General features: G+C 67.9%; 26 protein-coding genes and 1 pseudogene. 15 read left to right on the top strand and 12 right to left on the bottom strand.

Annotated features, from left to right (window positions below):
- The first annotated feature begins 162 nt into the window (after positions 1–162).
- The 9 genes from urtA to FV242_RS03795 all read left to right on the top strand — a co-directional run bounded on the left by urtA (position 163) and on the right by FV242_RS03795 (position 8,799).
- Positions 163–1,431: an urea ABC transporter substrate-binding protein gene (gene urtA, locus FV242_RS03840; protein ID WP_147906203.1), complete on the top strand. Its 1,269-nt coding sequence runs from the start codon at positions 163–165 to the stop codon at positions 1,429–1,431.
- 223 nt (positions 1,432–1,654) lie between these two features.
- Complete coding sequence (gene urtB, locus FV242_RS03830) at positions 1,655–2,581, top strand: urea ABC transporter permease subunit UrtB (RefSeq protein ID WP_147906204.1); 927 nt, start codon at positions 1,655–1,657, stop codon at positions 2,579–2,581.
- A 12-nt stretch (positions 2,582–2,593) separates the two neighbouring features.
- Complete coding sequence (gene urtC, locus FV242_RS03825) at positions 2,594–3,766, top strand: urea ABC transporter permease subunit UrtC (RefSeq protein WP_147937991.1); 1,173 nt, start codon at positions 2,594–2,596, stop codon at positions 3,764–3,766.
- Between the two features lie 7 nt (positions 3,767–3,773).
- Positions 3,774–4,559, top strand: coding sequence for an urea ABC transporter ATP-binding protein UrtD (gene urtD / locus FV242_RS03820; protein ID WP_147937990.1), 786 nt, complete (start codon positions 3,774–3,776; stop codon positions 4,557–4,559).
- A gap of 2 nt (positions 4,560–4,561) precedes the next feature.
- Positions 4,562–5,326 carry an urea ABC transporter ATP-binding subunit UrtE gene (urtE, locus tag FV242_RS03815; protein WP_147937989.1) on the top strand — a complete coding sequence of 255 codons (765 nt, stop codon included), beginning with the start codon at positions 4,562–4,564 and terminating at the stop codon, positions 5,324–5,326.
- Positions 5,327–5,515: 189 nt separating this feature from the next.
- Positions 5,516–6,745, top strand: a complete 1,230-nt coding sequence (gene fmdA, locus FV242_RS03810; protein ID WP_147906208.1) for a formamidase — start codon at positions 5,516–5,518, stop codon at positions 6,743–6,745.
- A gap of 2 nt (positions 6,746–6,747) precedes the next feature.
- A complete protein-coding gene (locus tag FV242_RS03805) occupies positions 6,748–7,065 on the top strand; it encodes an FmdB family zinc ribbon protein (RefSeq protein WP_147906209.1) in 318 nt (105 codons plus the stop codon).
- 81 nt (positions 7,066–7,146) lie between these two features.
- A complete protein-coding gene (locus FV242_RS03800; RefSeq protein WP_147937988.1) occupies positions 7,147–8,202 on the top strand; it encodes an aliphatic amidase in 1,056 nt (351 codons plus the stop codon).
- A gap of 27 nt (positions 8,203–8,229) precedes the next feature.
- A complete protein-coding gene (locus tag FV242_RS03795; RefSeq protein ID WP_147937987.1) occupies positions 8,230–8,799 on the top strand; it encodes a ClpP family protease in 570 nt (189 codons plus the stop codon).
- Between the two features lie 194 nt (positions 8,800–8,993).
- Here FV242_RS03795 and FV242_RS03790 read toward each other — a convergent pair whose 3' ends face one another.
- A complete protein-coding gene (locus FV242_RS03790; protein ID WP_187278321.1) occupies positions 8,994–9,893 on the bottom strand; it encodes a LysR family transcriptional regulator in 900 nt (299 codons plus the stop codon).
- A gap of 172 nt (positions 9,894–10,065) precedes the next feature.
- Between FV242_RS03790 and FV242_RS03785 the strand changes: the two genes are divergently transcribed.
- Positions 10,066–11,238 carry an MFS transporter gene (locus tag FV242_RS03785; RefSeq protein ID WP_246692590.1) on the top strand — a complete coding sequence of 391 codons (1,173 nt, stop codon included), beginning with the start codon at positions 10,066–10,068 and terminating at the stop codon, positions 11,236–11,238.
- A gap of 46 nt (positions 11,239–11,284) precedes the next feature.
- Here FV242_RS03785 and FV242_RS03780 read toward each other — a convergent pair whose 3' ends face one another.
- The 3 genes from FV242_RS03780 to FV242_RS35140 all read right to left on the bottom strand — a co-directional run bounded on the left by FV242_RS03780 (position 11,285) and on the right by FV242_RS35140 (position 14,478).
- Positions 11,285–12,130 (bottom strand): oxidoreductase, encoded by an 846-nt coding sequence (locus FV242_RS03780; protein WP_147937985.1) that lies wholly within the window; start codon positions 12,128–12,130, stop codon positions 11,285–11,287.
- Positions 12,131–12,150: 20 nt separating this feature from the next.
- A complete protein-coding gene (locus FV242_RS03775) occupies positions 12,151–14,094 on the bottom strand; it encodes a cytochrome C oxidase Cbb3 (RefSeq protein ID WP_147937984.1) in 1,944 nt (647 codons plus the stop codon).
- A 174-nt stretch (positions 14,095–14,268) separates the two neighbouring features.
- A complete protein-coding gene (locus FV242_RS35140) occupies positions 14,269–14,478 on the bottom strand; it encodes a helix-turn-helix domain-containing protein (RefSeq protein WP_147937983.1) in 210 nt (69 codons plus the stop codon).
- Between FV242_RS35140 and FV242_RS35135 the strand changes: the two genes are divergently transcribed.
- Complete coding sequence (locus FV242_RS35135) at positions 14,458–14,640, top strand: alpha-isopropylmalate synthase regulatory domain-containing protein (RefSeq protein ID WP_246692589.1); 183 nt, start codon at positions 14,458–14,460, stop codon at positions 14,638–14,640. The genes FV242_RS35140 and FV242_RS35135 overlap by 21 nt on opposite strands.
- 370 nt (positions 14,641–15,010) lie before the next feature.
- Complete coding sequence (locus FV242_RS03760) at positions 15,011–16,990, top strand: acyl CoA:acetate/3-ketoacid CoA transferase (RefSeq protein ID WP_147937982.1); 1,980 nt, start codon at positions 15,011–15,013, stop codon at positions 16,988–16,990.
- Between the two features lie 5 nt (positions 16,991–16,995).
- On the opposite strand, the gene FV242_RS03755 is transcribed toward FV242_RS03760, so the two are convergent.
- Both FV242_RS03755 and FV242_RS03750 read right to left on the bottom strand, forming a co-directional pair.
- A complete protein-coding gene (locus FV242_RS03755) occupies positions 16,996–17,937 on the bottom strand; it encodes a glyoxylate/hydroxypyruvate reductase A (RefSeq protein WP_147937981.1) in 942 nt (313 codons plus the stop codon).
- Between the two features lie 99 nt (positions 17,938–18,036).
- The gene (locus FV242_RS03750; RefSeq protein ID WP_246692588.1) at positions 18,037–18,297 is read right to left on the bottom strand and encodes a hypothetical protein; all 261 of its coding nucleotides are present in this window, start codon (positions 18,295–18,297) and stop codon (positions 18,037–18,039) included.
- A gap of 189 nt (positions 18,298–18,486) precedes the next feature.
- On the opposite strand from FV242_RS03750, the gene FV242_RS03745 reads away from it, so the two are divergent.
- On the top strand, positions 18,487–19,959 hold the full coding sequence (locus tag FV242_RS03745) for an MFS transporter (protein WP_147906217.1): 1,473 nt from the start codon (positions 18,487–18,489) through the stop codon (positions 19,957–19,959).
- Positions 19,960–20,007: 48 nt separating this feature from the next.
- Here the strand turns inward: FV242_RS03745 and FV242_RS03740 are convergent, their stop codons facing one another.
- Both FV242_RS03740 and otsB read right to left on the bottom strand, forming a co-directional pair.
- The gene (locus FV242_RS03740) at positions 20,008–21,015 is read right to left on the bottom strand and encodes a glucokinase (protein ID WP_147937980.1); all 1,008 of its coding nucleotides are present in this window, start codon (positions 21,013–21,015) and stop codon (positions 20,008–20,010) included.
- Positions 21,016–21,096: 81 nt separating this feature from the next.
- Positions 21,097–21,840 (bottom strand): trehalose-phosphatase, encoded by a 744-nt coding sequence (gene otsB / locus FV242_RS03735; RefSeq protein WP_147937979.1) that lies wholly within the window; start codon positions 21,838–21,840, stop codon positions 21,097–21,099.
- Between the two features lie 118 nt (positions 21,841–21,958).
- On the opposite strand from otsB, the gene FV242_RS03730 reads away from it, so the two are divergent.
- Both FV242_RS03730 and FV242_RS03725 read left to right on the top strand, forming a co-directional pair.
- Entirely contained in the window at positions 21,959–22,468 is a 510-nt protein-coding gene (locus tag FV242_RS03730) for a DUF427 domain-containing protein (RefSeq protein WP_147906220.1), read from the top strand.
- 58 nt (positions 22,469–22,526) lie between these two features.
- Entirely contained in the window at positions 22,527–23,750 is a 1,224-nt protein-coding gene (locus tag FV242_RS03725; protein WP_147937978.1) for a serine hydrolase, read from the top strand.
- A 67-nt stretch (positions 23,751–23,817) separates the two neighbouring features.
- On the opposite strand, the gene FV242_RS03720 is transcribed toward FV242_RS03725, so the two are convergent.
- The 4 genes and pseudogenes from FV242_RS03720 to FV242_RS03705 form a co-directional block, all read right to left on the bottom strand.
- On the bottom strand, positions 23,818–24,432 hold the full coding sequence (locus FV242_RS03720) for a DUF2147 domain-containing protein (protein WP_147937977.1): 615 nt from the start codon (positions 24,430–24,432) through the stop codon (positions 23,818–23,820).
- 212 nt (positions 24,433–24,644) lie between these two features.
- Positions 24,645–25,175: a GNAT family N-acetyltransferase gene (locus FV242_RS03715; protein ID WP_147937976.1), complete on the bottom strand. Its 531-nt coding sequence runs from the start codon at positions 25,173–25,175 to the stop codon at positions 24,645–24,647.
- A 157-nt stretch (positions 25,176–25,332) separates the two neighbouring features.
- A pseudogene (locus FV242_RS35335) lies at positions 25,333–25,542 on the bottom strand (hypothetical protein).
- A gap of 272 nt (positions 25,543–25,814) precedes the next feature.
- A complete protein-coding gene (locus FV242_RS03705) occupies positions 25,815–26,015 on the bottom strand; it encodes a hypothetical protein (protein WP_147937975.1) in 201 nt (66 codons plus the stop codon).
- Positions 26,016–26,051: the final 36 nt, after the last annotated feature.

Genomic DNA, 26,051 nt, shown 5'->3' with positions numbered 1-26,051 from the left:
TCCCAACGATCCCTCAGACTTCTGCGCCGCGATGGTGCGCTCGATGCAAGAGAACGGCCATACGCAAAACATCGTATAGGCCGCACCGTGACCGAAGACCTAGCCTGGACTGGTCGATCCGGGGCGCCACGCGAGGCCCGGACGCGAACCAGGGCAGGCACGATGGCTGACGACACCGAGACCGGCGCGAAGAACGGCTTGCACTCCCCGCTGCGGCGCAGGCTGCTCATGGGACTGGCCGGCGCACCGGCCCTCGCCCTCATGCCGCGCGGCGCCTGGGCCGCGGCCCCGACCGCGGCGGTCAACACCACCGGGCTCGCGGTGACCGACACCGAGGTGACGGTCGGCATCCTGCACTCGGTCACCGGCACGATGGCGATCTCCGAGACGGGCGCCCAGGAGGCCGAGAAACTCGCCATTGCCCAGATCAACGAGGCCGGCGGCGTGCTCGGCCGCAAGATCAAGATTATCCAGGAGGACGGCGCCTCCGACTGGCCGACGTTTGCCGAGAAGGCCAAGAAGCTCCTGGTCAACGACCATTGCGCCGCCGTGATGGGCTGCTGGACCTCGGCCTCGCGCAAGGCGGTCCTGCCGGTGTTCGAGCAGTATAACGGCCTCCTGTATTACCCGACCTTCTACGAGGGCCTGGAGCAGTCCAAGAACGTGTTCTACACCGGCCAGGAGGCCACGCAGCAGATCCTCGCCGGGCTCGATTGGGTCCACAAGGAGAAGGGCGGCGACAGCTTCTACTTCATCGGCTCCGACTACATCTGGCCGCGCACCTCGAACAAGATCGCCCGCAAGCACGTCGAGAACGTGCTCAAGGGCAAGGTGGTCGGCGAGGAGTACTTCCCTCTGGGCCACACCCAGTTCAACTCGGTGATCAACAAGATCAAGCTGACCAAGCCGAAAGTGATCTTCACCGACGTGGTCGGCGGCTCGAACGTGGCGTTCTACAAGCAGCTCAAGGCAGCGGGCATCGACCTGTCCAAGCAGGTGCTGATGACGATCTCGGTCACCGAGGACGAGATCGACGGCATCGGTGGCGAGAACATCGCCGGCGCCTACGCGTGCATGAAGTACTTCCAGTCGATCGAAAACGAGAACAACAAGGCCTTCGTCGCAGCGTTCAAGAAGATGTGGGGCGAGAAGACCGTGATCGGCGACGTCACGCAGGCGGCCTATCTCGGCCCGTTCCTGTGGAAGATGGCCTGCGAGAAGGCCGGCTCCTTCGACGTCGACAAGGTGGTCGCCGCCTCCCCCGGCCTGGAGTTCAAGGGCGCGCCGGAAGGCTACGTCAAGATCGACGAGAACCACCACCTCTGGTCGAAGACCCGGGTCGGCAAGGCCAAGCCCGACGGCCAGTTCGAGATCGTCTACACCAGCCCCGAGCTGATCAAGCCGGATCCGTTCCCGAAGGGCTACCAGTAGTCTCCAACTCTCCCCTCCCCCCTCTGCGGGGGAGGGTGGCCCCCGCAAGGGGGTCGGGAGAGGGGCAGCGCGACGGTGCAGGATTTCACCTCCGCCGCGCCCTCTCCGGATACGTCGCTCCCCTCTCCCGACCCGCTTCGCGGGCCACCCTCCCCCGCAGAGGGGGGAGGGAGAGCGTCGCCGACCATTACCACACCAGCCAGATCGCGGGAGACACGAGAAAATGTTGGGCGAGTATTCCCTCGGGGACCTCGGCGCGATCTTCGCCATGCAGGGCTTCGCCGGCCTGATCCTGTTCTCGGTCTACCTGCTGATGGCGCTGGGTCTGGCGATCATCTTCGGTCAGATGGGCGTGATCAATATGGCCCACGGGGAATTCATGATCCTCGGGGCCTACGTCACCTATCTCTGCTCGGCCTTCTGCCAGAGCTACCTGCCGGCTTTGTTCCCGGTCTACTTCTTCGTCGCGATGGGGCTGGCGTTCCTCGCCTCCGGGGCGCTCGGCATGCTGGTGGAGTGGAGCCTGATCCGGTTCCTCTACAAGCGCCCGCTCGACACGCTGCTCGCCACCTGGGGCCTGTCGCTGATCCTGCAGCAGGCCTACCGGTCGATCTTCGGCGCCCGCGAGGTCGGCGTCGAGCTGCCGTCCTGGCTGATCGGCTCGGTGCAGGTCACCGACACGATCGAGATCCCGGTCAACGGCCTGTTCGTGATGGCGGTGACCATCCTGATCACGGTGAGCGTGGCGCTGCTGATCTACCGCTCGCGCTTCGGCCAGCAGGTCCGGGCCGTGATGGCCAACCGTGCCATGGCGGGCGCCGTGGGCATCGATACCGAGAAGGTCGACCGCTACACGTTCGGCCTCGGCTGCGGCATCGCGGGCGTCGCCGGCTCGGCCTTCACGATGATCGGCTCGACCGGACCGACCTCGGGACAGCTCTACATCGTCGACACCTTCCTGATCGTCGTGTTCGGCGGCGCCGCGAGCCTGCTCGGCACCATCGCGTCGGCCTTCTCGATCTCGCAAACGCAATCGATCCTGGAATTCTTCCTCTCCGGCTCGATGGCCAAGGTGATCACCCTGCTCGCGGTGGTCGGCATCCTGATGTTGCGGCCGCAGGGCCTCTTCACCCTCAAGGTCCGGCGCTGAGGATTGTTCGAGATGACGAATCCGGTCCAGACCCTGACCAAGTCGGTCACCGTCAACGACAACCCGTTCATGAAGCCGGTGGAGTGGCTGAGCTTGGCTCTGCTCGCCGGGGTGATCCTGGTGGTCCTGCCGCTGGCCCTCGACGGGTTCCGCCTCAACCTCGTCGGCAAGTACCTCACCTACGCCTTCGTGGCCCTCGGGCTGGTGATCTGCTGGGGCTATGCCGGTATCTTGTCCTTAGGCCAGGGCGTCTTCTTTGGCTTGGGCGGGTACTGCATGGCGATGTACCTGAAGCTGGAAGCATCAAGCGTCGCGAATACGAAAATCCAATCGACGCCGGGTATCCCGGACTTCATGGACTGGAACCAGATCACCGCCCTCCCCTGGTTCTGGCAGCCGTTCAAAAGCCTGCCGCTGACCGTGATCCTGGTGGTGGCGGTCCCGGTCCTGTTCGCGCTGGTCATCTCCTACGCGATGTTCAAGCGCCGGGTCGGCGGCACCTACTTCGCGATCATCACCCAGGCCATCGCCGCGATCCTGACGATCCTGATCGTCGGCCAGCAGGGCTACACCGGCGGCATCAACGGCATCACCGACCTGCGCACCCTTCATGGCTGGGACATCCGCACCGACCACGCCAAGGTGATCCTGTACTTCGTCAACGGCGGCCTGCTGCTCGCCTGCATCCTGGCGGCGCAGTACGTGAAGAAATCGAAGCTCGGCCGCATCCTGGTCGCCATGCGCGACAAGGAGGACCGGGTCCGGTTCTCCGGATACTCGGTGGCGGGCTTCAAGGTCTTCGCCTTCTGCCTGGCGGCCGGCTTCGCGGCGATCGGCGGGGCGATGTTCACCCTGCAGGTCGGGTTCATGTCGCCGTCCTTCGTCGGCATCGTGCCGTCGATCGAGATGGTGATCTACGCCGCGGTCGGCGGGCGCCTGTCCCTGTTCGGCGCGGTCTGGGGCACGCTGCTGGTGAACTGGGCCAAGACCAGCTTCTCCGAGAGCTTCCCCGACCTCTGGCTGTTCGGTCTCGGCGCCCTGTTCATCGCAGTGGTGCTCGCCTTCCCGAACGGTCTGGCCGGCATCTGGCGCGAGCAGATCGAGCCCCGCCTGACCCGGAGGGTGAAGGGCCTGCGCCCGCCCGAGACCACCATCGTCCCGCCCCACGGCGCTCCGGCCGAGTGAGGATGTCATGAACGCCGCGATCCTCTCCTCCCCCGTGGTCGGCGCCGAGGCGGCGCCGCCCGAATACCTCCTCGCCGTCGAGGCGCTGACCGTCTCGTTCGACGGCTTCAAGGCGGTCAACGACGTGTCGTTCTACGTCGACCCGGACGAGATCCGGGTGATCATCGGCCCGAACGGCGCCGGCAAGACCACGGTGCTCGACCTGATCTGCGGGCGCACCCGGGCCAGCGCCGGATCGATCAAGTACAAGGGTCAGGAGCTGACCAAGCTCACCGAGAGCGCGATCGTACAGGCCGGAGTCGGCCGCAAGTTCCAGACGCCGTCGATCTACGACGACCTGACGGTGTTCGAGAACCTGGAGATCTCGTTTCCCCGCGGGCGCACGGTGTTCGGCGCCCTCACCTTCAAGCGGGACGCCGAGGTCCGCGACCGGATCCACGAGATCGCCGAGACGATCTTCCTGAAGGACCAGCTCAAGGAGCGGGCCGAGTTCCTGAGCCACGGCCAGAAGCAGTGGCTCGAGATCGGCATGCTGCTGATCCAGGACCCGGAACTGCTGATGCTCGACGAGCCGGTGGCCGGGATGAGCGTCGGCGAGCGGATCAAGACCGCCGAGCTGCTCAACCAGATCATCAAGGGCCGCTCGGTCCTGGTGATCGAGCACGACATGAAGTTCGTCGAGGACATCGCCCACCGGGTGACCGTGCTGCACCAGGGCAAGGTGCTGTCCGAAGGCTCGATGGAGCGGGTCAAGAACGACCCGAAGGTCATCGAAGTGTATCTGGGACATTGACGATGGGCTCGCTCCAGACCGCACACCCGCCCCTGGTCAAGGCGCCTCCGCACGTCGCGATTCCCGATGTGGCCCCGGCCCTCGACGTCCACGACCTTCACGCCGCCTACGGCCAGAGCGAGGTCCTGCACGGGCTGAGCTTCTCGGTGGCGCCGGGCGAGATCGTCGCCGTGATGGGCCGCAACGGCATGGGCAAGACCACCCTGATGAAGACCCTGATGGGTCTCGTGCCGGTGAAATCCGGATCGATCCGAGTCGGCGAAACGGATGTCGTCGCACTCAAGAGCCACGCCCGGGTTGCCCAGGGCCTCGCCTACGTGCCGCAGGGCCGGATGATCTTCTCGACCATGACGGTCCAGGAGAACATCGAGACCGGCCTGACGGTGACGGGCACCCGCAAGGTGCCGCAGGATCTCTACGACATGTTCCCGGTGCTGCTCGAAATGAAGGGCCGGCGCGGCGGCAACCTGTCGGGCGGCCAGCAGCAGCAGCTCGCCATCGCCCGCGCGCTCGCCAGCCGGCCGAAGGTTCTGCTCCTGGACGAACCCACGGAGGGCATCCAGCCCTCGATCATCCGCGAGATGGGCCGGACCCTGAAGAAGATCCGCGACGACCGCGGCCTCTCCATCGTGGTCTCCGAGCAGGTGCTGAGCTTCGCCCTCGATGTCGCCGACCGGGTCATCGTCATGGAGAACGGCGCCATCGTGCACGAAGCACCGCGGGCCGGCATCGACGAGGCGCAGGTCGCCCGGTTCCTGTCGGTGTGAGGCACTTTCCCCTCCCCCGGGGGAGGGGTCAGGGGTGGGGGCGATGCCGGATGAAACGCAACGGTACGGCCTGAACCACCCCCACCTCCTTCCCTCCGCGCGGGGGAGAAGAGCGCGTCGAGCGGGGAAGCTCGGCCGCGGCCGGCAAAGCAATTCGGCACTCGAGATCGCAACAGGGAGTCGCAAAAAATGCCCGAGACGCTGATCAAGGTCGATCTCACGCAATCGGCCTATGACAACGACATGGTGCACAATCGGTGGCACCCCGACATCCCGATGGTCGCCACGGTCAAGCCGGGCGACGACTTCATCGTCGAGACCTACGATTGGACCGGCGGCTTCATCAAGAACAACGATTCCGCCGACGACGTGCGCGACATCGACCTGTCGATCGTCCACTTCCTGTCCGGCCCGATCGGCGTCGAGGGCGCCGAGCCGGGCGACCTGCTGGTGGTGGACCTGCTCGACATCGGCGCCAAGCCCGAGAGCCAGTGGGGCTTCAACGGGTTCTTCTCCAAGAAGAACGGCGGCGGCTTCCTGGACGAGCACTTCCCCCAGGCGCAGAAGTCGATCTGGGACTTCGAGGGCCTGTTCACCAAGTCCCGCCACGTGCCGGGCGTTCGCTTCCCCGGGCTGATCCATCCCGGGCTGATCGGCTGCCTACCCGATCCGAAGATGCTGGAGACCTGGAACACCCGGGAGAAGGCGCTCTACGACACCAACCCGGAGCGCGTGCCGGCGCTCGCCACCCTGCCCTTCGGCCCGACCGCCCATATGGGCCGGCTGAAGGGCGAGGCGAAGGACGCGGCCGCCGCCACGGGCGCCCGTACGGTCCCGCCCCGGGAGCACGGTGGCAATTGCGACATCAAGGATCTCTCGCGCGGCTCTAAGATCTACTTCCCGGTCTACGTGCCGGGCGCCGGCCTCTCGATGGGCGACCTGCATTTCAGCCAGGGCGACGGCGAGATCACCTTCTGCGGCGCCATCGAGATGGCCGGCTGGGTGCATCTCAAGGTCGAGCTGATCAAGGACGGCATGGCCAAGTACGGGATCCGGAACCCGATCTTCAAGCCGTCGCCGATCACGCCGAAATACGACGACCACCTGATCTTCGAGGGCATCTCCGTCGACGAGCACGGCGGCCAGCATTATTTGGATGTTCACATCGCCTATCGCCAGGCCTGCCTCAACGCGATCGAGTACCTCAAGAAGTTCGGCTACTCGGGCGCACAGGCCTACTCGATCCTCGGCACGGCACCGGTCCAGGGGCACATCTCCGGGGTCGTCGATATCCCGAACGCCTGCGCGACCCTGTGGATTCCGACCAAGATCTTCGAGTTCGACATCAATCCCGGTGCCGACGGGCCGACGAAGTTCCTCGACGGCTCGATCCAGATGCCGCTCTCGCCGGATCTCTGATCATGCCGGTCTACGAATACGCCTGCGCGGCCTGCGGGCCGTTCACCGCCATGCGGCCGATGGCGGAGTTCAAGGATCCGCACGCCTGCCCGGATTGCGGGGAAGCCTGCGGCCGGGCCTTCCTCACCGCGCCGCGGATCTCCGGCATGGATGCGGGGCTCAAGGCGGCCCACGCCACCAACGAGCGCAGCCGCCACGCGCCGCGGCGCTCGTCGGGCCACGGCGCCGGCTGCGGCTGCTGCACTCCGAAGAAGACGGCCTCGGCCCGCGCCGCGGCCAAGAGTTTTCCGTCCGCGCGCCCCTGGATGATCAGCCACTGAACCACCGACGACCCTCCCCCCCCTGTGCGGGGGAGGGAAACGGCGCACCTCGCCGCAACCATCATCGGAGGAACCCACGCCATGATGCACGGAGACATCTCGTCCAGCCAAGACAGCGTCGGCGTCGCCGTCGTGAACTACAAGATGCCCCGCCTTCATACCCGCGCCGAGGTGCTGGAGAACGCGAAGGCGATCGGCAAGATGATCGTCGGCATGAAGACCGGCCTGCCCGGGCTCGACCTCGTGATCTTCCCCGAATACTCGACCCACGGCATCATGTACGACGCCGCCGAGATGTACGAGACCGCCTCGTCCGTACCGGGGGCCGAGACCGAGGTGTTCGCCGCCGCCTGCCGGGAAGCCAAGGTCTGGGGCGTGTTTTCGCTGACCGGCGAGCGCCACGAGGAACACCCGAACAAGGCCCCCTACAACACCCTGATCCTGATGAACGACCAGGGCGAGATCGTCCAGAAATACCGCAAGATCATGCCGTGGACGCCGATCGAGGGCTGGTATCCCGGCGACCGCACCTACGTCTCGGACGGGCCGAAGGGCCTCAAGATCAGCCTGATCATCTGCGACGACGGCAATTATCCCGAGATCTGGCGCGACTGCGCCATGCGGGGCGCCGAGCTGATCATCCGCTGCCAGGGCTACATGTACCCGGCGAAGGAGCAGCAGATCCTGATGTCGAAGGCGATGGCATTCGCCAACAACACCTACGTTGCGGTAGCCAATGCCGCCGGCTTCAACGGCGTCTACAGCTATTTCGGCCACTCGGCGGTCATCGGCTTCGACGGCCGCACGCTCGGCGAGTGCGGCGAGGAGGAAATGGGCATCCAGTACGCCGCCCTGTCGAAGTTCCTGATCCGGGACTCTCGCGCCCACGGCCAATCCGAGAACCACCTCTTCAAGCTGCTGCACCGCGGCTACACCGGCATGATCAACTCCAAGGAGAACCGGCACGGCCTGTCGGAATGCCCCTACGAATTCTACCGGCGCTGGATCGAGGATCCCGACGGAACCCGCGACGCCGTTCGGGCCATTACCCGACACTCTGTCGGCACCGAGGAATGCCCGATCGCGGGCATCCCGTTCGTCGGCAAGGGCGAGGGCGCACCCGACCCGGCGCGCTGAGACCACAGGAACGGATCACAGGCCCCCATGGATACCACGCCCCTCGGCCCGACCGCGTTCCGCAGCCCCGCGGTGCTGCTGTCGGGCCCGGTCGACTACGACATGTACAAGGATTTCCGCCGTCAGTTCGCCGAGGCCGGCGACCGGCAGATCGTGGTTGTCGAGCTCTCCACCCTCGGCGGTGACCCGGAGGTCGCCCGGATGATGGGCGAGGACATCCGCTACCACACCGAGATGAGCCCGGACCGGCGCTTCGTCTTCCTCGGCAAGGCCGCGATCTACTCGGCCGGCACGACCGTCATGAGCTTCTTCGCCCGGCCCAACCGCTACCTCACCCGGGGCACGCGGCTGATGATTCACGAGCGCAAGATGAACAAGCAGCTCCAGGTCCAGGGCCCGCTCACCACCTGCGTCGCCTCCGTGAAGGCGACGCTCCACGAGATCGAGTGCTCGATCGTGATCCAGAACGAGGGCTTCTCCAATCTCATCCGGGGCTCGGACGTGAGCCTCGACGAGGTGCTGGAGAAGGCGCCGGCCAATTGGTACCTCGAGGCGGACGAGGCGCGGTCGCGGGGGCTGATCGAGGCGGTAATCTGAGGGGCCCGACGCTGTCCTCACGTTGAGGCAGCGACGCTATCTTGGGCCGCGGAGACGGACGATGCGCTCTCTGTGCGCCCGTAACAGCCCGCACCGTCATCGAGAGCAGAGCGAAGCATCCTGTTGACACGCCGGGTTCGAGGACGATGCGCTACCCTAGGTTACTTCGCTGAGGTGGCAATGACGGTGCAGCCTTAAAACCGCGTCTCTTCGGAACTGAACCGGAGAGCAAGGGTCTCAACGAAAAGGCGTGTCCGCAGAGGTGTACCTACGGTTCCGAGCCAGACCGCCTGCATTGGAACGGGCGGCGGGCCGAAGTCAGCCAGCACCACGCATAGGCGGCCCTGATCGAGATCCTCCTGAATCTGCCAGAGAGGAGCCAAGCCGAGGCCTGCCCCTGCGGCCACTGCTGCATTAGCTGATGCGGCGTCGTTGCACCGGAAGACGCCGTTAACCCGAACGCGCTCGACTGCGCCGCTGATCGTCAGAGGCCAGGAATCTCCCTCCGGTCCGAAGGTGCGCACCACACAATCGTGCCCGACAAGATCTTCGGGTGTCTGCGGTTGCCCACGACGGGCTAGATAGGCTGGCGATGCAACGACGACCCGTCGAAGCTGCGCCAAGGGCCGCATCTTCAGGTGCGGCGCCCCGGGATCGCCAATCCGGATTGCTAGATCAAGTCTTTCTTCGACGAGGTCGGCGATCGCGTCCGACAAGACGAGATCGATTTCGACATGCGGATGGCGCGCCAAGAACGAAGCCGCGACCGGGACTACGTGCTTCGGAGCGAATAAGACCGAAGCGCCTACCCGCAACGTGCCAGCGACCCGGGAACTCTCGCGCCCGACCTCCGCACGGGCGAGTTCGATCTCGATCAGCGCAGTCTTCACCCGGGCGTGGAAGGCGACACCGGCGGGTGTCGGCTGGAGCCGGCGCGTCGTACGCCGGATCAGTTCGACCCCGAACTCCCGTTCCAGAGTCGAGAGGGCGCGGCTGATCGATTGCAGCGAGACATCGAGATGGCGGGCAGCCGCGGTCAGGCTGCCGCGATCGACGATCTCGACGAAGGCACGGTAGCGATCAAGGCTCGCCATCATTCTCACGCTACACACAACAAACTCTCGCCGGTCACGACGATTGTGGGCTCATGGGCGGAAAATTAGCGTCCTGAATGTGCCGCCACAACAACCATGGACATCTCTCATGCCCCCATCAGTGTCTGCCAACGAGATTGACTACCCCGAATCTGGAAGGATGTCGCGAGGATTGACCCTCGTCTTCGCAGTCGCTTCCGGCGTGATCGTTTTGAGCCTCTACGCGTCGCAGCCTCTAGCAGGCATTATCGGTCCGTCCCTCGGCCTTGGGGTGAGTGAGACGGGGCTCGTCACGACGATCACGTTGCTCGGCTATGCAGGCGGGCTGTTTCTTCTCGTGCCACTGACAGACTTAGTTGAGAATCGTGCATTGATCACACGGACGCTCGGCGCGGGTGCAATCGCGTTGGCTTGTGCTGCCGTAGCACCGTCGGCATCCCTCTTCCTTGTGGCGTCGTTCCTCATCGGCGTGACTGCCAGCGCGATCCAAATGCTCGTACCCACGGCGGCCGCCATCGCGCCGATATCAGAGCGCGGACGAATCGTCGGAAACGTGATGAGCGGCTTGATGCTCGGGATCCTGCTGTCACGCCCGGCCGCCAGCCTCGTAGCCGAATATGCCGGCTGGCGCTGGTTCTACGGCATCCTGGCCTGGCTTGTCGCTCTACTGACGATCGTCCTCGCCCGGGTCGTGCCCGAGCGGCGTCCGTCACAGCCTACATCCTACCGACGCCTGATCGGCTCGCTACTCGCCCTGCTTAAAAGTGAGTCCGTACTTCGGCGTCGCGCCGCCTCCCAGGGCCTGTGCATGGGCGCATTCGGCGTGTTCTGGACCTCCGTGGCGCTGCGCTTGGCCGAGGCGCCATTTGATCTGAACCAGACCGGCATCGCCGTCTTTGCACTGGCCGGGGCAGCCGGAGCCGTGATTGCCCCTGTCGCCGGCCGTGCCGGCGACAGGGGCCTAACGCGCCCCGCCACAATCCTAGCGCATCTCGCCATTCTCGGCGCCATGGCGCTGGCAGCCTGCGGCGGCTTGGCGGCGCCAGATATCATGCCGGCCCCTCTCGCCCTCGGGGCAATGGTGGTGGCGGCCGTGACGCTCGATCTCGGCGTCATCGGCGATCAGACGCTCGGCCGACGAGCGATCAACATGCTGCAGCCGGACGCCCGCGGGCGTCTAAACGGACTGTTCACCGGCCTATTCTTCATCGGGGCGGCTTTGGGATCCAGTCTTTCCGGACTCGCTTGGATCCAGGCTGGCTGGGTCGGTGTTTGCGCGGTCGGCGCCCTCTTCGGCACTGCCGCCCTCGTTTTATCGCTCACCGATCGGAATGCATCGACATAAAACAGGCTCAGCTCGGCGCCTTTCGATACCGTCGCTCGACCTGTCTCTACCCCTCAGGATAATCCGCCCCCAAGCTCGTCTCGCGCCACGCCTCGATCTCCGCGATCCGCTGCTTCAGCCGGGTCGTGACCGCCTCGTAACCCCAGGCGCCTAGGACGAGGTGGCGCGGCGGGTTGTCGATTTCGGTCACCCGAATCATCGCCTCACCGGCCCGGACCGGATCGCCGGCCTGGGTGCCGCTCTTCTCCGAAGTGGCCTTCAAGCGGGCGCCTGCGGTCTCGGCGTAGTCCGGGATTGTGTTGGGGGTCTGGATCAGGGAGCGCCCGGCCCAGTCGGTGCGGAACGGGCCCGGCTCGATGCAAGTGACCCGGATGCCGAGCGGGCCGGCCTCCGCGCTGAGCGCGTCGGAGAACCCCTCCACGGCGTGCTTGGTGGCGGCGTAATAGCCCGAGGCCGGGAAGCCGACAAAGCCCGCAACCGAAGTCACGTTGAGCACGTGGCCGGAGCGCTGCGCCCGCATCACCGGTAGCACCGCCCGGGTCAGGGCGAACAGGCCGAACACGTTGGCGTCGAACTGGGCTCGGATCTTGTCCTCCTCGCCCTCCTCGACCGAGGATTGGTAGCCGTAGCCGGCGTTGTTGACCAAGACGTCGATCCGCCCGAACGTTTGGGTCGTCTCCGCGACCGCCTGGGTGATCTGCGCCGGATCGGTGACGTCCAGGGAAAGCGCCAGGACCCGGTCCGCCGCGCCCTCCGCGAGGTCGGCGACTTTGGCCCTGTCGCGGGCCGTCACCACCGCCGGCCAGCCCCGTGCGATGACCAGCTTGGCGAGTTCCCGGCCGAAGCCGGTGGAACAGCCGGTGATGAACCAGACCGGTTGGGTGTTCGGCATGCTGGTGTGTCCCGTTCTGATCAGGGCGTCGCCGCCGGCTCGGTCAGGGTGTCGATCGACAGCAGGTAGGCAATCAGTGTGTCCTGCTCCTGCCGCGAGACGCCGGAGCCGACATCGGCCCAATACGCGTGTCCTTCGCCGGTAACGCGTGCGATGCGCGCCGTATCCGAGGATTTGTTCGCGGCTATCACCTGAGCCCGCAAATCACGGTCGATCAGAGCACGAAGACTATTCGAAGGATCGGGAGCGATGCCGCGGTACACCGTGCCCGGAACGCCAAGCTGCGTCGCCGGATCGGGGCCGACGGCGATCCCGGAATCGTGCAGGTAAGGCGCCGTCCAGGCCAGGCCGACGAGGTTGGGAACCTTGTAGCCGCCTTCGGTTCCCCCCTGACCCCAGGCGAGCTGGACTTGGGCGAGCTTTTCGCCGGCGAGCGGCACCGGAACGATCACCGGATCGGCCGGCAGCGGGAACGGCGTGTCGGTGGCGAACAGGCTGGGAGGCGAGAGCCGCGCCTCCATCTTGGCCCCGGCCCTGGCCCGGGTCGGTTCGGTGCCGATCTCCGCAATCGGGATGACGCGGTGGTTGGTCAGCGCCGGGCCCGAATGGCAGGCGCCGCAGCCGGCCTGGTCGAACACGGCGCGCCCGGCCTTTACGGCGGCGGGATCCTGCTGTGCGGCCGGCGGGCGCAGCAGGTTCTGGAACGCCGACATGGCGTTGTTGGCGTGGTTGACCGGCTCACCCGGCACCGAGGTGAACAGGCCGTTGTCCGTGACGTAGTTGGTCGCCGGATAAGTCGGCAGCACCGCGTAGCTGTTGAGCCCGGGCGAGGCCGGCGTCGGGTCGACGCTGCGCAGCACCTCCGAAGGCTTGCGTGATTCGCCGGCCGTGTACCGGAAGGACGCGGTGGCCGCGCCGCGCAGGACGATGCCGAGGTAGGTTTCCGCATCCATGCCGAACAGCCACGGCGCGGCTGCGGCAAGCTGGGTCGTATCGGAGTTGGCCGCGTGAACGTTGTTGTTCAGCGAGGACAGCCCGCCGAAGGGACCGACGGCTTCCCGTCCGCTCCAGCTGTAGGGCTCGCCGTAGGCCGAGAAGCTCGACGGGATCGAGGTCGGGTTGGTCACCCGGTCGGCCGAGGAATCGAAGCTGCCCGGCGGCCAGCTCGCGACCTGAACCTTGGTGGCGGCCTCGACGGCCTCGGCATCCGGCAGGGCCGGGCCGGCTCCGGCCGAGCCCGCCTGCGGGGGATCGGCCTGGTTCACGCTGGCATGCATGAAGTAGGCGGACGAGTTCTTGGCCAGCGCCATCAGCAGCCCGGCATTGAGGTCGGTGTTGGGCGCCCCCTCGACGACCTTGCCGGTGCCGGGATCGACCGCGGCATGGCAGAGCGCGCAGGTGATGCCCATGCGCAGATGGCCCTGGTCCGAGAAGGTCTTGATCCCGATGATGAACGCGCCGCCCTTCGGCACGTCGAGCCCGGTCGGGACCAGCTCGCCCTTGCGGTAGGTGCGGTCGCCGACGCGCATGTCTCGCGCCATGGCGACCTGCAGGTTCGTGGTGCCCTGCCCGCGGAGCTTGGCCACCGCCAGGGCAACCGCGGTGGGCGTCAGGCCGCCGTCAAGCATGCCCATCACGTCGGTGAGGAAGACCTCGTTGCCGAACGTATCCTGGTAGAACGCCTGCCGCCCGCGCTCGACCATGGCGGGATCGATCGCCACGGCGCCGTTGCTGGCCGAGAGTTCCTTCCGGCCGGCCTCGGTGCCGTTGAGGCGGTCCGCCTCCGCACGCGAGACCCGGCGTCCGAGGACGTCGAAGGCGGTCTGGATCGGATAGCGATCGGGGTTGAGCAGGTCGGCCCTGTCGGGCATCGGCGCGTAGCTGAAGCGCCCGAAACTGATCGTGACACCGGCCGCGACAGTCGCGAGCCCGGCGGTGAGGAGGATACGGCGAGGCCAACCCATGAACGGTCTTCGATATCCGTGGCCGATCCGCCCCGCGGGTGTGCGGGATCGGCGGCCGGCGATCAACGGGCGTCCTCAGCCGAGGTTCACCCAGGCGGGCGCGCCCGGGTGTCACGTTCTCGCCAGCGGGGCCGGCGCCAGTTCCCCCCATCGGCCGGATCCGCGGCGTCGCGATCAGCCCCGGTCGACGCTCTCCACAGGCGGCGGCCGGAAGTACGCGCCCGGCGGACGCCCGAAGGAGCGTCGGAATACGGCCCCGAAGGCGCTCGGACTGTCGTAGCCGCAATCCAGCGCGACCGAGAGGATGGCCCGGCCCTCCGCCAGCAGCGGCAGGGCGTCGAGCATCCGGGCTTGCTGGCACCAGTGGTGGATTATTCGGAGCATGCGCTCCGGCGTGGTTCGGATGCGCAGGCGGCGGCCTATCTCGAATGCACCCTCGCGGACGGCAGCCCGGTGTTCGGCGTGGCGATCGACAGCGACGTGGCGACCGCGACCGTGAAAGCCGTGTTGAGTGCGGCGAGTGCGGCCGCATCGCCCGGCCGATAAGGCTGCGCCGTCGCGGCGCGCATCTCAAGCCGGGTTCGAGGCGGGACATACCAGTCCAACCGACTCGCCAGGAGCCCAAAAGCATCACCCCATCAGGGTGGGCAATGCGGTCACACAATTTTTCTGACCCTACGCCAAAGACTTTTTCAGCAGCACGTCCGGGTCATTATGCGTTAGCATGACGTCACGGGCTTGTTTTTACTGCAATGCCGCAAATCTTTGATGCGGCGCAACAGTGCTGACGGTCAGAAATTTGGTCGACAATGCGCTGAACCCTGCGGGCTCTGCGTCGCCGGCCGCTAACAGACTCGGAGACGGACGGCGCACACGCCGTCCGGACATCCGGGCCGGAGGGAGGATCGTGGGCTTCATGAAGAAGAACAAGGTCATCACGGCGGACGAGGCGATCGCGCTGATCCGCGCGAACGACGTCGTGACCACCACGGGCTTCGTCCAGAGCTGCATCCCGGAGGCGCTGCACGCGGCGCTGGAGAAGCGCTTCGTCGAGACCGGCTCGCCGCGCGGCCTGACCCTGATCATGACCGCCGGAGCGGGCGACAGCAAAGGCCTCGGCACCGGACGCCTGCATCATGACGGCCTGCTCGCGCGGGTCATCGCCGCCAATTTCGGCCGGATGCCGAAGGTCGCGCAGGCTGCGCAGAACAACCTGATCCGCGGCTATAACCTGCCCCAGGGGGTAATCTCGCAGCTCTACCGGGCCTGCGCCGCGGGCCAGCCCGGCCTGTTCTCGAAGGTCGGCCTGCAGACCTACGTCGATCCGCGCCACGGCGGCGCGAAGGTCAACACGCTGACCACGGAGGACATCGTCAAGCTGGTCGAGGTCGATGGCGAGGAGTGGCTGTTCTACACCGCCACCAAGATCGACGTGGCCTTCATCCGCGCCACCTCGGCCGATCCGTCGGGCAACCTCTCCTACGAGAAGGAGGCGTTGACGCTGGATTGCCTGGCCCAGGCCATGGCGGCGCGCAACAACGGCGGCATCGTCATCGCCCAGGTCGAGCGGATCGTCGAGGACGGCTACCTGCTACCCAAGGACGTGCGCGTGCCCGGCATCCTGGTCGACTGCGTCGTGGTGGCCGAGCCCGAGATGCACCGCATGAACTACGGCGTCATGCACGACGCCGCGCTCGCCGGCGAGATCCGCGTGCCCGTCACCGGCATCAAGCGGATGCCGCTCAACGAGCGCAAGATCATCGCCCGCCGGGCCGCCTTCGAGCTGCCGCCGAACGGCGTGGTCAATCTCGGGGTCGGCGCGCCGGAGGGCATCTCGTCGGTGGCCAACGAGGAGAAGATCACCCCCTACATCACCCTCACCACCGAGGCCGGGGCGGTCGGCGGCGTGCTGGCCTCAGGCTCCAGCTTCGGGGCTGCCACCAACGCCGACTGCATCATCGACCAGAACCAGATGTTCGACTTCTATGACGGCGGCGGCCTCGACATGACCTGCCTGGGCATGGCCGAGTGCGACGAGGCCGGCAACGTCAACACGTCGAAGTTCGGCGGCAAGCTCAACGGCTGCGGCGGCTTCATCAACATCTCGCAGAACGCCCGCACCGTGGTGTTCGCCGGCACCTTCACGGCGGGCGGGCTGGAGATCGCCGTGGACGACGGCGTCGTGCAGATCGTCAGCGAGGGCCGGGCGCGCAAGTTCGTCACCCGGGTCCAGCAGAACACCTTCTCGGGCCCCTACGCGGTGGAACGCTCGCAGCCGGTCCTCTACGTCACCGAGCGCTGCGTGTTCCAGCTGACCGCCGACGGCCTGGAGCTGATCGAGGTCGCGCCCGGCATCGACATCGAGCGCGACATCCTCGCCCACATGGATTTCAAGCCGGTGGTGCGCAATCCTGTGCTCATGGACCCGCGCATCTTCCGCGACGAACCGATGGAACTGCTCTCCGATCTGCTCAACCTCGATCTGTCCTCGCGCATCAGCTACGACGGCGAGCGCAACATCCTCTTCATCAACCTGGAAGGCTGGTACTGCCGGGTGAAGAGCGACATGGACGAGTTGCGCATGAGCATCGTCGGGGCCTGCCGCAAGGCCGGCCAGCGGGTCAACGCCGTGATCAACCACGACGGTTTCCGGCTCAACGAGAACCTGATCGACGACTATGCCGGGATGATCCAGTATCTCCAGGCGAACTACTACGCGACCACGACGCGCTACGTCACCAGCGCGTTCTTGCGCCTGAAAATGGAGGAGGCGCTGACCCGACGCGGCGTCGCCCCCCACGTGTTCGAGCGCAAGGAAGAGGCCCAGGCCTTCCTGGGCACCACCGACTCGAAGGCGCGCAAGCGGATCTCACCGGCGGTCGCCTCGGCCGCGTAGACGGATTAGTACCCTCGCCCCGCATCGACGCCCTGCGGCGGATGACCGGTGCTGCGGTATTCCCGCAGGTTGGCTGCCACCGTGGTGGCCGCCGAGTCCATGTCGGTGGGGCCGGAGATGTGCGGCAGCACGGTCACGCCCGGATGGGTCCAGAGCGGGGATCCGGCCGGCAGAGGCTCGGTGTCGAACACGTCGAGCACCGCATGCGACAGGTGACCGGAATCGAGGGCGGCGATCAGGTCCTCGGTCACCACGATCGGACCACGGGCGAAGTTGATCAGCGCCGCCCCGGGCTTGAGCGCCGCGAGCCGCGCCGCGTTCACCAGGCCGCGCGTCTCCGGCGTCAGCGGCATCAGGCAGACGAGGATGTCGCAGCCGCCGAGCATCGCACCGAGGCCGTCCCCACCGTGGAACGTGGCGATGCCCGGGACGGTCTTCGGCGTCCGGCTCCAACCGGTGACGGGGAACCCCGCGCCGGTGAGCCGCCCGGCCGCCGCGGTGCCGAGCGCCCCGAGGCCGAGCAGGCCGACCACCGTGTCGGCGGGCTTGCGGTAGGGGTGCGGCCGCCAGACCCGCTCGCGCTGCTGGCGCGCGTAGGTGGGCATGTCGCGCTGGAGATAGTGAGTCCAGGCCAGCACCGCCTCCGCCATGGCCCGGGCCATCTCGCGATCCACCAGCCGGACGATCGGGAGCGGCCGGTCGAAGGCGCCGACGAGCTTCTCCACGCCGGCCCACAGGCTCTGCACCCAGACCAGGCTCGGCAGGGCGGCGACCTCCGCGGGATCGGGGTTGGCCACGATGGCGACCCGCGCGGCCGCACGCTCGGCCTCCGCCATCAGCCGGAACGGAATCAGCCGCTCACCCGGCATCGCGGCCGACAGGATCTGCAGGTACTCCGCCTCCTGGTCGGGCCCCTTGCAGCCGACCAGCGCGACAACCTCCGCCATCCCAGACCTCCGTCGACATTTCGGCTCATGCCCGATCCGGGCGATGCAGCCGCTGTGCCTGCCCGGAGCGCGATCGCCAAGCCCGGCGGCACCCCGCCGTCAGCGGGCCTCGATCAGCGCCGGGTAGACCAGGCGGACGCTGCGGCGGTCCTCGGGGATCGCGGTCGCGATGCGCTTGCGCAGGCTGCCGGTGGTGATCGGCACTGCAACCTCGGTGGGCCGCAACCGCCACCGCTCGGCCGCCGCCATCTCGATCCGCGGTTTCGGCCTGTCGAGATGGCCGTCGGCGCCCTCCGTGGGCACGGTGGCGAGCCCGGCCACCGTCACGGCGGCAAGCAGGCCGTAACGGGACCGGCGCAAGGGCCCGGAACGAGGTGACGGAGCGAACATGACAGGGAACCCGCGTGGACACGTCACCTGTGCCCATCACGCGTGAAGACGGGATCGAACCGAATCGATTCCCAACCTGTTCCCAACACCTGCGTCGAGTCGCGGTAAACACCCGGTCTTGAGGCACGGTAAACGAACCCGTCGGGAGGATGCGCGAGCATGGCGAGCAAGGTTGAGGGGGGTGCCGGGACACCCGAGCGCGCGGAGATCGGACGCGTCATCGACACCGATATCTCCGCGCGCCTGGACCGGCTGCCGTGGGGTCGCTTCCACGTGCTCGTCATCGTGGCGCTCGGCATCACCTGGGTCCTGGACGGGCTCGAGGTGACGCTGGCCGGATCCCTGGTGGGCGCCCTGCGCCAGCCGCCGATGTCGTTCTCGGAGTTCGACGTCGGCCTGGCAGCCTCCTGCTACCTCGTCGGCGCCGTGACCGGTGCGCTCGGCTTCGGCTGGCTGACCGACCGGATCGGCCGCAAGAAGCTGTTTTTCATCACCCTGGCCCTCTACCTGGTCGCCACCGCGGCCACGGGCCTGTCCTGGAACGTCGCCAGCTTCTGCGTCTTCCGCTTCTTCACCGGTGCGGGCATCGGCGGCGAGTACACGGCGATCAATTCGACCATCCAGGAGCTGGTCCCGGCCCGGGTCCGCGGCTGGACCAACCTGGTCATCAACGGCTCGTTCTGGATCGGCGCCGCGCTCGGCTCGTTCATGTCGATCGTGCTGCTGCGGCCCGAGGTGATCGATCCGGCCTGGGGCTGGCGCGTGGCGTTCTTCACCGGCGGCGCCATCGGCCTCGTGATCCTGCTGCTGCGCACCTGGATCCCCGAGAGCCCGCGCTGGCTCGCCACCCACGGCTACGCCGCAGAGGCCGACCGGGTCGTCACCGGTATCGAGAAGCGCTTCACCGACGAGGGCGTCACCCTGCCGCCGGTGGACGAGAGCAAGCGCATGAAGGTCCGGACCCGGGACCACACCCCCCTGTCGGAGGTGTTCCGGGCCCTGTTCGTGACGAACCGGCTGGCCACGATGGTCGGCCTCGCCCTGATGGTCGCGCAGGCGTTCTTCTACAACGCGCTGTTCTTCACTTACGCGCTGGTGCTGGAGCGATTCTACGATGTGCCGGGCAACAGCGTCGGCTGGTACCTGCTGCCGTTCGCGCTCGGCTCGTTCCTCGGCCCGCTGCTCCTCGGGCGGCTGTTCGACACGATCGGCCGGCGCCAGATGATCGCGTTCACCTACGGCATCTCGGCGGTGCTGCTCGTGGCCGTGGGCTTGCTGTTCCGGCTCGACGTGGTCGGTCCGGTGGGGCAGACCGCGGCCTGGATGGTCGTGTTCTTCTTCGCCTCGGCGGCGGCGAGCTCGGCCTACCTGACCGTCTCCGAGACCTTCCCGCTGGAGATCCGGGCACTGGCCATCGCGGCCTTCTACGCGGTCGGCACCGGCATCGGCGGCGTCTCAGGCCCGCTCCTGTTCGGCAGCCTGGTCGAGACCGGCTCCCGCGACTGGGTGCTGTTCGGCTACGGGCTCGGCGCCGCGCTCATGCTGATCGCCGCGATCGTCGGCGGCGTCTGGGGAACGGCTGCGGAGGGCAAGTCCCTGGAGGACGTCTCGAAGCCGCTCGCGGCGGCTTGAGCATCGAAGACCGTCAGGTGGCCTGGAGGGCTGCCTGACGGGGCTTGATCAACCCTCCTTCCACCACACCTGCCCGTGGTAGACGAAACGCCTTCCCTCATTGGCGAGGGCCGCCAGGCCCCGGAAGGCGGGATCCTGGACCGTGATGACGCTGGTCGGGATCTGGCGCATCATCGCGGCGAAGGGCGCCTTGCGCTCGAACGCGTCGCGAAACCCGCTCTCCTCCAGAACCTTGACGATGCGGGGGGCGATGCCGCCGCCGATATAAACGCCGCTGGTGGCCAGGAAGGTCAGGGCGAGGTCGCCGCAGACGCGGCCGAGCAGACGGCCGAACAGCTCCAGCGCCTCGGCGGCGTGCGGGTCCGAGGCGTTCAGCCCGGCCTCGGTCACCGCCGCCGGATCGATCTTGTCGTGCGGCCGGCCGGTGCGGACATGCGCCACCGCCGCGTGCAGCCGCGCCAAGCCCGGGCCTGACAGCACCGCCTCGACGGTCACGCGTCCCTCGACGCGCTCCAACGCGTGCCAGACCTTCTCCTCGAACTCGTCCGCCGGGCCGATATCGGTATGCCCGGCCTCGGTGGAGACGATCGCCAGATGAGCGGCGTAGGGCACTAGGGCCGCCGCCCCGAAGCCGGTGCCGGGTCCGAGCACGACGCGGGCGCCGCCCGGCACGGCCGGACAGGGCCCGACCGGCGTGAGATCGTGCGGCTCGATATCGGCCGCGCCGGCCGCGACCGGCACGTAATCGTTCACCACCACCGCCGAGGAGAGCCCGAAATCCTTCGCTATGCGCTCGCCGCCGATCCGCCAGTGCGCGTTGGTGAGCTGCGGCTCCGGCCCGTCGACCCGTCCGCCCATCGCCAGGATGGTCGAGCGCGGGGGCGGCAGAGCGTCGCCGCTCTTGGCCAGCGCCGCCTTGATGGCGTGGGACGGATCGGGATGCTCGGCGGTGGCTTCGTGGGAGAGGAGCTGGGGCGCGGCACCCTTCTCGGCGATCAGGCCGAAACGGGCGTTGGTGCCCCCGATGTCACCGATGAGAACCGGGAATTCGAACATCGACGCGTAGCCTTTTCCTGGGCGGGCTCACCGCGAGGCAGACAGCGTGCCTGCCGCCGCGCCGCGAATGATAGGGCGGGTTCAGGCCGGCGGCAGGGCCTCGGGATCGATGCGGCCGCCCGCGGCCCAGTCCCGCAGCAGGGCGCGGACGGCGGCCGGGTCGGGCAGGCGCCGGGTGGCCACGGTGTCGCCGTCGCCGACCCGGACCGCGATGCCGCCATCCGCGTTCACGGACGCGAAGGCGATCTCGTCGGTCCGGTCGTCGCCGAAGAACACCGGGCGGCGACCCGCGTAGGGGGATCGCTCCATGAAGGCGCGGATCGCATGGGCCTTGGTGGCGTGGGCCGGCACGATCTCGCCCACCGCCTTGCCGAGCTGGAGCCGGTAGGCGCCCCCGAGCGACGCGGCCGCGTCCTTGACCAGCGCCTCGGCCCGACCGGCATCGTCCGCGCTCGCCAGCCGCCAATGCACCGCCACCGAGGCGCCCTTGTCCTCGATCAGGACGTCGGCGAGCGCCTGGCTCTCCGCACGAAGGCGCTCGACCTGACGGCGCAGCTCCGGATGGTCCTCCGCCTGCCCCCCCGACAACGCTCCGCCTACCCGATGCTCGACGCCGTGAAGCCCGGCCGCATCGAGGCGCGAGGGTGCCAGGAAGCCGTCGATCACCGAGACCGGCCGGCCGGTGACGATCGCGAGCGCCCCGCCGAGCCGGTCGCGCAGCCGCTCCAGGGCCTCGACCAGTCCGGGCTCGACCTGCACCGCGTCCGGCCGCGGGGCGATCTCCGCGAGGGTGCCGTCGAAGTCGAGGAAGAGAGCGATGTCCATCGCGGTCGGTCCCGGGCCGTGAATGTCGGCCCCGGGCTAGCACGAGGCGGCTGTTCGCGGAACGGTGAGAAGCTTCAACCTAGCGTTCAATGTGGATACGATATACGCCAGGGGCGTCATGGCACGCCCGCTCGCACGCCCCGTTCCCGATCCGATCCAGCCCGGCCAGCAGAGCGTCTGGGATTACCCGCGGCCGCCCCGGCTGGAGCGCGTGACGGAGACGCTCCGGGTGGTGCTCGGCGGGATGGAGATCGCGCAGACGGACGCCGGCTACCGGGTGCTGGAGACGTCCCATCCTCCAACCTACTACCTGCCGCCCGGCGACGTGCTGGCCGGCGCTCTCTCGGGGCCGCGCCGCGGCGGCATCTGCGAGTGGAAGGGCCAAGCCGTGCTGTTCGACGTGCATGGCGGCGACCGTCTCGCGCCCAGCGCCGCGTGGTCCTACCCCGATCCGACGGCGGGTTTCGACGCGATCGCCGGCTACGTCGCGTTCTACGCCTTGCCGATGGATGCCTGCTTCGTCGGCGCTGCTCGGGTCACGCCGCAGCCCGGAACCTTCTACGGCGGCTGGATCACCCCCGGCATCGTCGGCCCGTTCAAGGGCGGCCCGGGCACGATGGGCTGGTGATCTCGCTGGAGCCGCGCTTTATCCTCCTGGTCGAGCCGCACCGGCCCGAGGAGACGACATGAGCGCGCTGACCGAGATCGACCCGAAGGGCGCAGGGCTCAGCCCGGTGGGGCTCGCCCGAATCGCGCCGTGGATGGACCGGCTCGTGGCGGAGGGTCGGCTCGCCGGCCTGTCGGTCACCGTGGCACGGCGGGGCCGCATCGCCTTCGCCCGCGCCTGCGGACAAGCCGACCTCGCCCGCGGAACGCCGTTCACCCTCGATACGGTGACGCGGATCTACTCGATGACCAAGCCGCTCACCTCGGTGGCGGTGATGCAGCTCTACGAGCAGGGCCTGTTCCAGCTCGACGATCCGGTCGCCCGGGTGCTGCCGGACTTCGCCGAGATGCGCGTGGCCGTGGGCGGCAACCGGGCGAAGCTGGAGACCGAGCCGGCGCGTCGTCCGATCACCGTGCGCGATCTCCTCACCCACACGGCGGGCCTGACCTACGGCTTCATGGAGGCGACCCTCGTCGACGCGCAGTATCGTGAGCACGGGGTCGATTTCCTGGCGCCGGAAGGCAGCCTCGCCGACATGACCGCCCGGGTCGCCCGGATGCCGCTGCTCGCCCAGCCGGGCAGCGCCTGGAACTACAGCGTCGCCACCGATGTGCTCGGCCAGTACGTCGCCGCCCTCACCGGCCGACCGTTCGCGGACTATCTGCGCGATGAGGTGATCCGCCCGCTCGGCATGGTCGACACGGATTTCCACGTCCGGCCCGAGCTGATGCCGCGCTTCTGCGCGACCTACGCGTATGACCGCGCGCGCCAACTCAGGCTGTTCGACGATTCCGTGGAGACCAGCTTCGCGAGAGTCCCGGCCATCGCGTCCGGCGGCGGCGGACTCGTCTCGACCGCATCGGACTATCAGCGCTTCTGCCGCATGATCCTCAACCGGGGCACCCTCGACGGGAACCGCCTGCTCGGCCGGAAGAGCGTCGCGCTGATGCTTGCGAACCATCTCACGGGGGATCTGGCGGCCATGGGCACGCCGCGCTTCGCCGAGACCTCCTACTCGGGGATCGGGTTCGGCCTGGGCTTCTCCGTGATGCTCGACCCGGCCCGAGCCCAGATCCTCGGCACGCCCGGCGAGGTCGCCTGGGGCGGCCTGGCCTCGACGGCCTTCTGGATCGACCCGGCCGAGGCTCTCTCGGTCGTGCTCATGACGCAGCTCGTACCGTCCTCGGCACTGCCGATCCGGCGAGAGCTGCGGGTCCTGACCTACGCGGCGCTCGACGATTGAGCGCCGCCGGAGCATCGTGCCGTCGGACGGTCGCCCGTCTCTAAACCGCGACGATGCTCCTCCTCGCTCATTGCGGGGCCGGAGCGTCGGCCGCGGCGGGCTTGGCCGACGGCTTAGCGCCTGCCTTGGCGGCGGGCCGAGGCGAGGTCGTGGCGAATTCCGGGTCGCTGCGCGGGCCGTTCGGCGTGTTGGTCGCGCCGGCAAGCTGGCCGGGCAGAAGGTCGACGACCTTGTTCCAGGTCTGCGACTTACACAGGAAGGCGATCAGGCAGCCCCGAACCGTCAACTCGTTCGGCGCGTCGGTCCAGATGGTGACGTCGTAGGACTTGCCGTCCTCGGAATTGTAGATCTTGCCCTCGTAATGGGCGTCGGCGTTCGGCTTCAGGCCCAGGATCAGCTGGTGGCCGAGCGAGGGGCGCGCCTGCTTCTTCGGATCCGGGTTCTTGAAGTCGATCCGGGGCTCGCCCTTGTCGTTGAGCGGGACCTTCAGCCAGACCACGTAACCGCACAGCCGGTCGTTGGCGGTGCCGCACTTTTCGAGGCGGACGCGGGCGCGGCCATCCTCGGTGATGTAGGTGCCGCTGGGGTCAGCCGGTGTCGCGGCATGCGCGGGCGACCCGAGCGCGGCGAGCGCCAGGGCCGCGAGCGGCGCAACCCGCCGACCGATCGAAGACATCATCATACCCGAACTCCCCTGCCTCGCGCGCCCCGAAGGAACAAGACCACCCACTTTGCGGACGGCCCCCGCGCTCGCGTCATCGCGCTCTCGCCGGGCCGAGCACCGGGCGGCTTGCGCGTCCTGCCCGCCGTCTCTCGCGCGAAGTTGTCCGCATCATGACGGTGCAGTCTTGGGCTGAGTCGCGATGACCAGTCTTCGTGCCGATAGCCGGCCGGTCAGGTGCGGGACGGCGGGGCGCTCCGGCCGGGTCCGAGCGGTCGCTGCATCAAGGTCACGTCGAGCCAGCGATCGTGCTTGTAGCCCACGCCCGCGAGGGTGCCGACCGGCGTGAAACCGAAGGCGGCGTGGAGCGCCACGGAGGCGGGAGAGTCGCTCTCGGCGATGACCGCGACCATCGTCCGGCCGCCGATCCGTTCGGCTTCGACGATCAATGCGCCGAGCAAGGCGCGTCCGACGCCGGTACCCCGGGCGGAGCGAGCGACGTAGATCGAATCCTCGAGGGTCGAACGATAGGCCGCGCGCTGGTGATAGGGACCGGCATAGGCGTAGCCGGAGACCGCACCGCCGCTGATAGCCACGAGGTAGGGGAACCCGCCGTCGTTCAGGACGGCGAAACGGCGCCCCATCTCCACGGCGTCCGGCGGCTCCAGCTCGAAGCTCGCCGTGCCGGTCCGGACGGCATCGCCGTAGATGGCCGCAATCGCCGGGATGTCGTCCTGGGTCGCAGGGCGGATCGCGTGGCTCATGGCCCGACCATACGGCTGCCGGAGCCAGAACGGCAATGCGCGACCACCCCGTGGGGCCGGGTGATCGCGCGCGGGTCGTCACGGGTGGATCGCGGTGCAGGACGGCGCGGGGATGGACGCCCACCCGGCCCCGCGATCGCGGGGCCGCGCGCTCCAATTACTCGGCGGCGGACATCTCGGCGGTGAAGTGGCCGCACCAATCCTTGGAGGCCACCACCGGCCACAGGCCCTTGGACTGGGGAGCCGGCTGGCTGACCGGCGGATTGAAGCGGCAGAGGCCCTCGTCGCCCTGAGCCTAGGCGCCGTTGAGCTTGTGGTCGTCGAAGAAGCGGCAGCTCTCGCAAGCGGCGTTCGCGGTACCGGTCATCGTCTCTCTCCGTCGTCGCAATGTCTTGCGGCAGGGACCGGTAGCTGGCCACCCGCCTACAGTTCTTAATTAGAACAACTCCAAACAGTGGTCAAGGGTTCTCCATCGTCGGGTGGCGCCGCGGATCGGGCGCCGGGCCGTCAGGCCCAACCCTGGCATCCGAAACGCGTGAAGCCGGATCCCCGGTTGGGGATCCGGCTTCACAAGGCCGCGCCGCATGTGCAGGTCACCGCCGCCCCCATCGCGGGGCGCCGGTAATCGCGGGGATGCGATCAGCCCTGCTTGTCCTTCTTGTTGGCCCGGTGGTGACCGATCGCGCAGCCGGCGGCGGCGCCCATCTTGCCGTGCCCGGCCATATGGCCGGCGACGCCGCCGACCACCGCCCCCTTGAGACACCCCTTCGCCTCGGCGGGGGCGCCGATCGCGAGAGCTCCGATCGTCAGCGCGGAGGCCAGTGCGATCCGATACGTCATGGTGTTGTCTCCTGTCGTGTTGGTTGAAACGGCCTC

The sequence above is a fragment of the Methylobacterium sp. WL64 genome (genome assembly GCF_008039945.1).
Taxonomy (GTDB): domain Bacteria; phylum Pseudomonadota; class Alphaproteobacteria; order Rhizobiales; family Beijerinckiaceae; genus Methylobacterium.
This window is presented reverse-complemented; position numbering and strand designations above follow the sequence as displayed.

Bases quoted from the DNA above. Each gene is read 5' to 3' on its own strand.
- urtA (WP_147906203.1), top strand. From the start codon at position 163: ATGGCTGACGACACCGAGACCGGCGCGAAGAACGGCTTGCACTCCCCG.
- urtB (WP_147906204.1), top strand. From the start codon at position 1,655: ATGTTGGGCGAGTATTCCCTCGGGGACCTCGGCGCGATCTTCGCCATG.
- urtC (WP_147937991.1), top strand. From the start codon at position 2,594: ATGACGAATCCGGTCCAGACCCTGACCAAGTCGGTCACCGTCAACGAC.
- urtD (WP_147937990.1), top strand. From the start codon at position 3,774: ATGAACGCCGCGATCCTCTCCTCCCCCGTGGTCGGCGCCGAGGCGGCG.
- urtE (WP_147937989.1), top strand. From the start codon at position 4,562: ATGGGCTCGCTCCAGACCGCACACCCGCCCCTGGTCAAGGCGCCTCCG.
- fmdA (WP_147906208.1), top strand. From the start codon at position 5,516: ATGCCCGAGACGCTGATCAAGGTCGATCTCACGCAATCGGCCTATGAC.
- FV242_RS03805 (WP_147906209.1), top strand. From the start codon at position 6,748: ATGCCGGTCTACGAATACGCCTGCGCGGCCTGCGGGCCGTTCACCGCC.
- FV242_RS03800 (WP_147937988.1), top strand. From the start codon at position 7,147: ATGATGCACGGAGACATCTCGTCCAGCCAAGACAGCGTCGGCGTCGCC.
- FV242_RS03795 (WP_147937987.1), top strand. From the start codon at position 8,230: ATGGATACCACGCCCCTCGGCCCGACCGCGTTCCGCAGCCCCGCGGTG.
- FV242_RS03790 (WP_187278321.1), bottom strand. From the start codon at position 9,893: ATGGCGAGCCTTGATCGCTACCGTGCCTTCGTCGAGATCGTCGATCGC.
- FV242_RS03780 (WP_147937985.1), bottom strand. From the start codon at position 12,130: ATGCCGAACACCCAACCGGTCTGGTTCATCACCGGCTGTTCCACCGGC.
- FV242_RS03775 (WP_147937984.1), bottom strand. From the start codon at position 14,094: ATGGGTTGGCCTCGCCGTATCCTCCTCACCGCCGGGCTCGCGACTGTC.
- FV242_RS35140 (WP_147937983.1), bottom strand. From the start codon at position 14,478: ATGCTCCGAATAATCCACCACTGGTGCCAGCAAGCCCGGATGCTCGAC.
- FV242_RS03760 (WP_147937982.1), top strand. From the start codon at position 15,011: ATGAAGAAGAACAAGGTCATCACGGCGGACGAGGCGATCGCGCTGATC.
- FV242_RS03755 (WP_147937981.1), bottom strand. From the start codon at position 17,937: ATGGCGGAGGTTGTCGCGCTGGTCGGCTGCAAGGGGCCCGACCAGGAG.
- FV242_RS03745 (WP_147906217.1), top strand. From the start codon at position 18,487: ATGGCGAGCAAGGTTGAGGGGGGTGCCGGGACACCCGAGCGCGCGGAG.
- FV242_RS03740 (WP_147937980.1), bottom strand. From the start codon at position 21,015: ATGTTCGAATTCCCGGTTCTCATCGGTGACATCGGGGGCACCAACGCC.
- otsB (WP_147937979.1), bottom strand. From the start codon at position 21,840: ATGGACATCGCTCTCTTCCTCGACTTCGACGGCACCCTCGCGGAGATC.
- FV242_RS03730 (WP_147906220.1), top strand. From the start codon at position 21,959: ATGGCACGCCCGCTCGCACGCCCCGTTCCCGATCCGATCCAGCCCGGC.
- FV242_RS03725 (WP_147937978.1), top strand. From the start codon at position 22,527: ATGAGCGCGCTGACCGAGATCGACCCGAAGGGCGCAGGGCTCAGCCCG.
- FV242_RS03720 (WP_147937977.1), bottom strand. From the start codon at position 24,432: ATGATGATGTCTTCGATCGGTCGGCGGGTTGCGCCGCTCGCGGCCCTG.
- FV242_RS03715 (WP_147937976.1), bottom strand. From the start codon at position 25,175: ATGAGCCACGCGATCCGCCCTGCGACCCAGGACGACATCCCGGCGATT.
- FV242_RS03705 (WP_147937975.1), bottom strand. From the start codon at position 26,015: ATGACGTATCGGATCGCACTGGCCTCCGCGCTGACGATCGGAGCTCTC.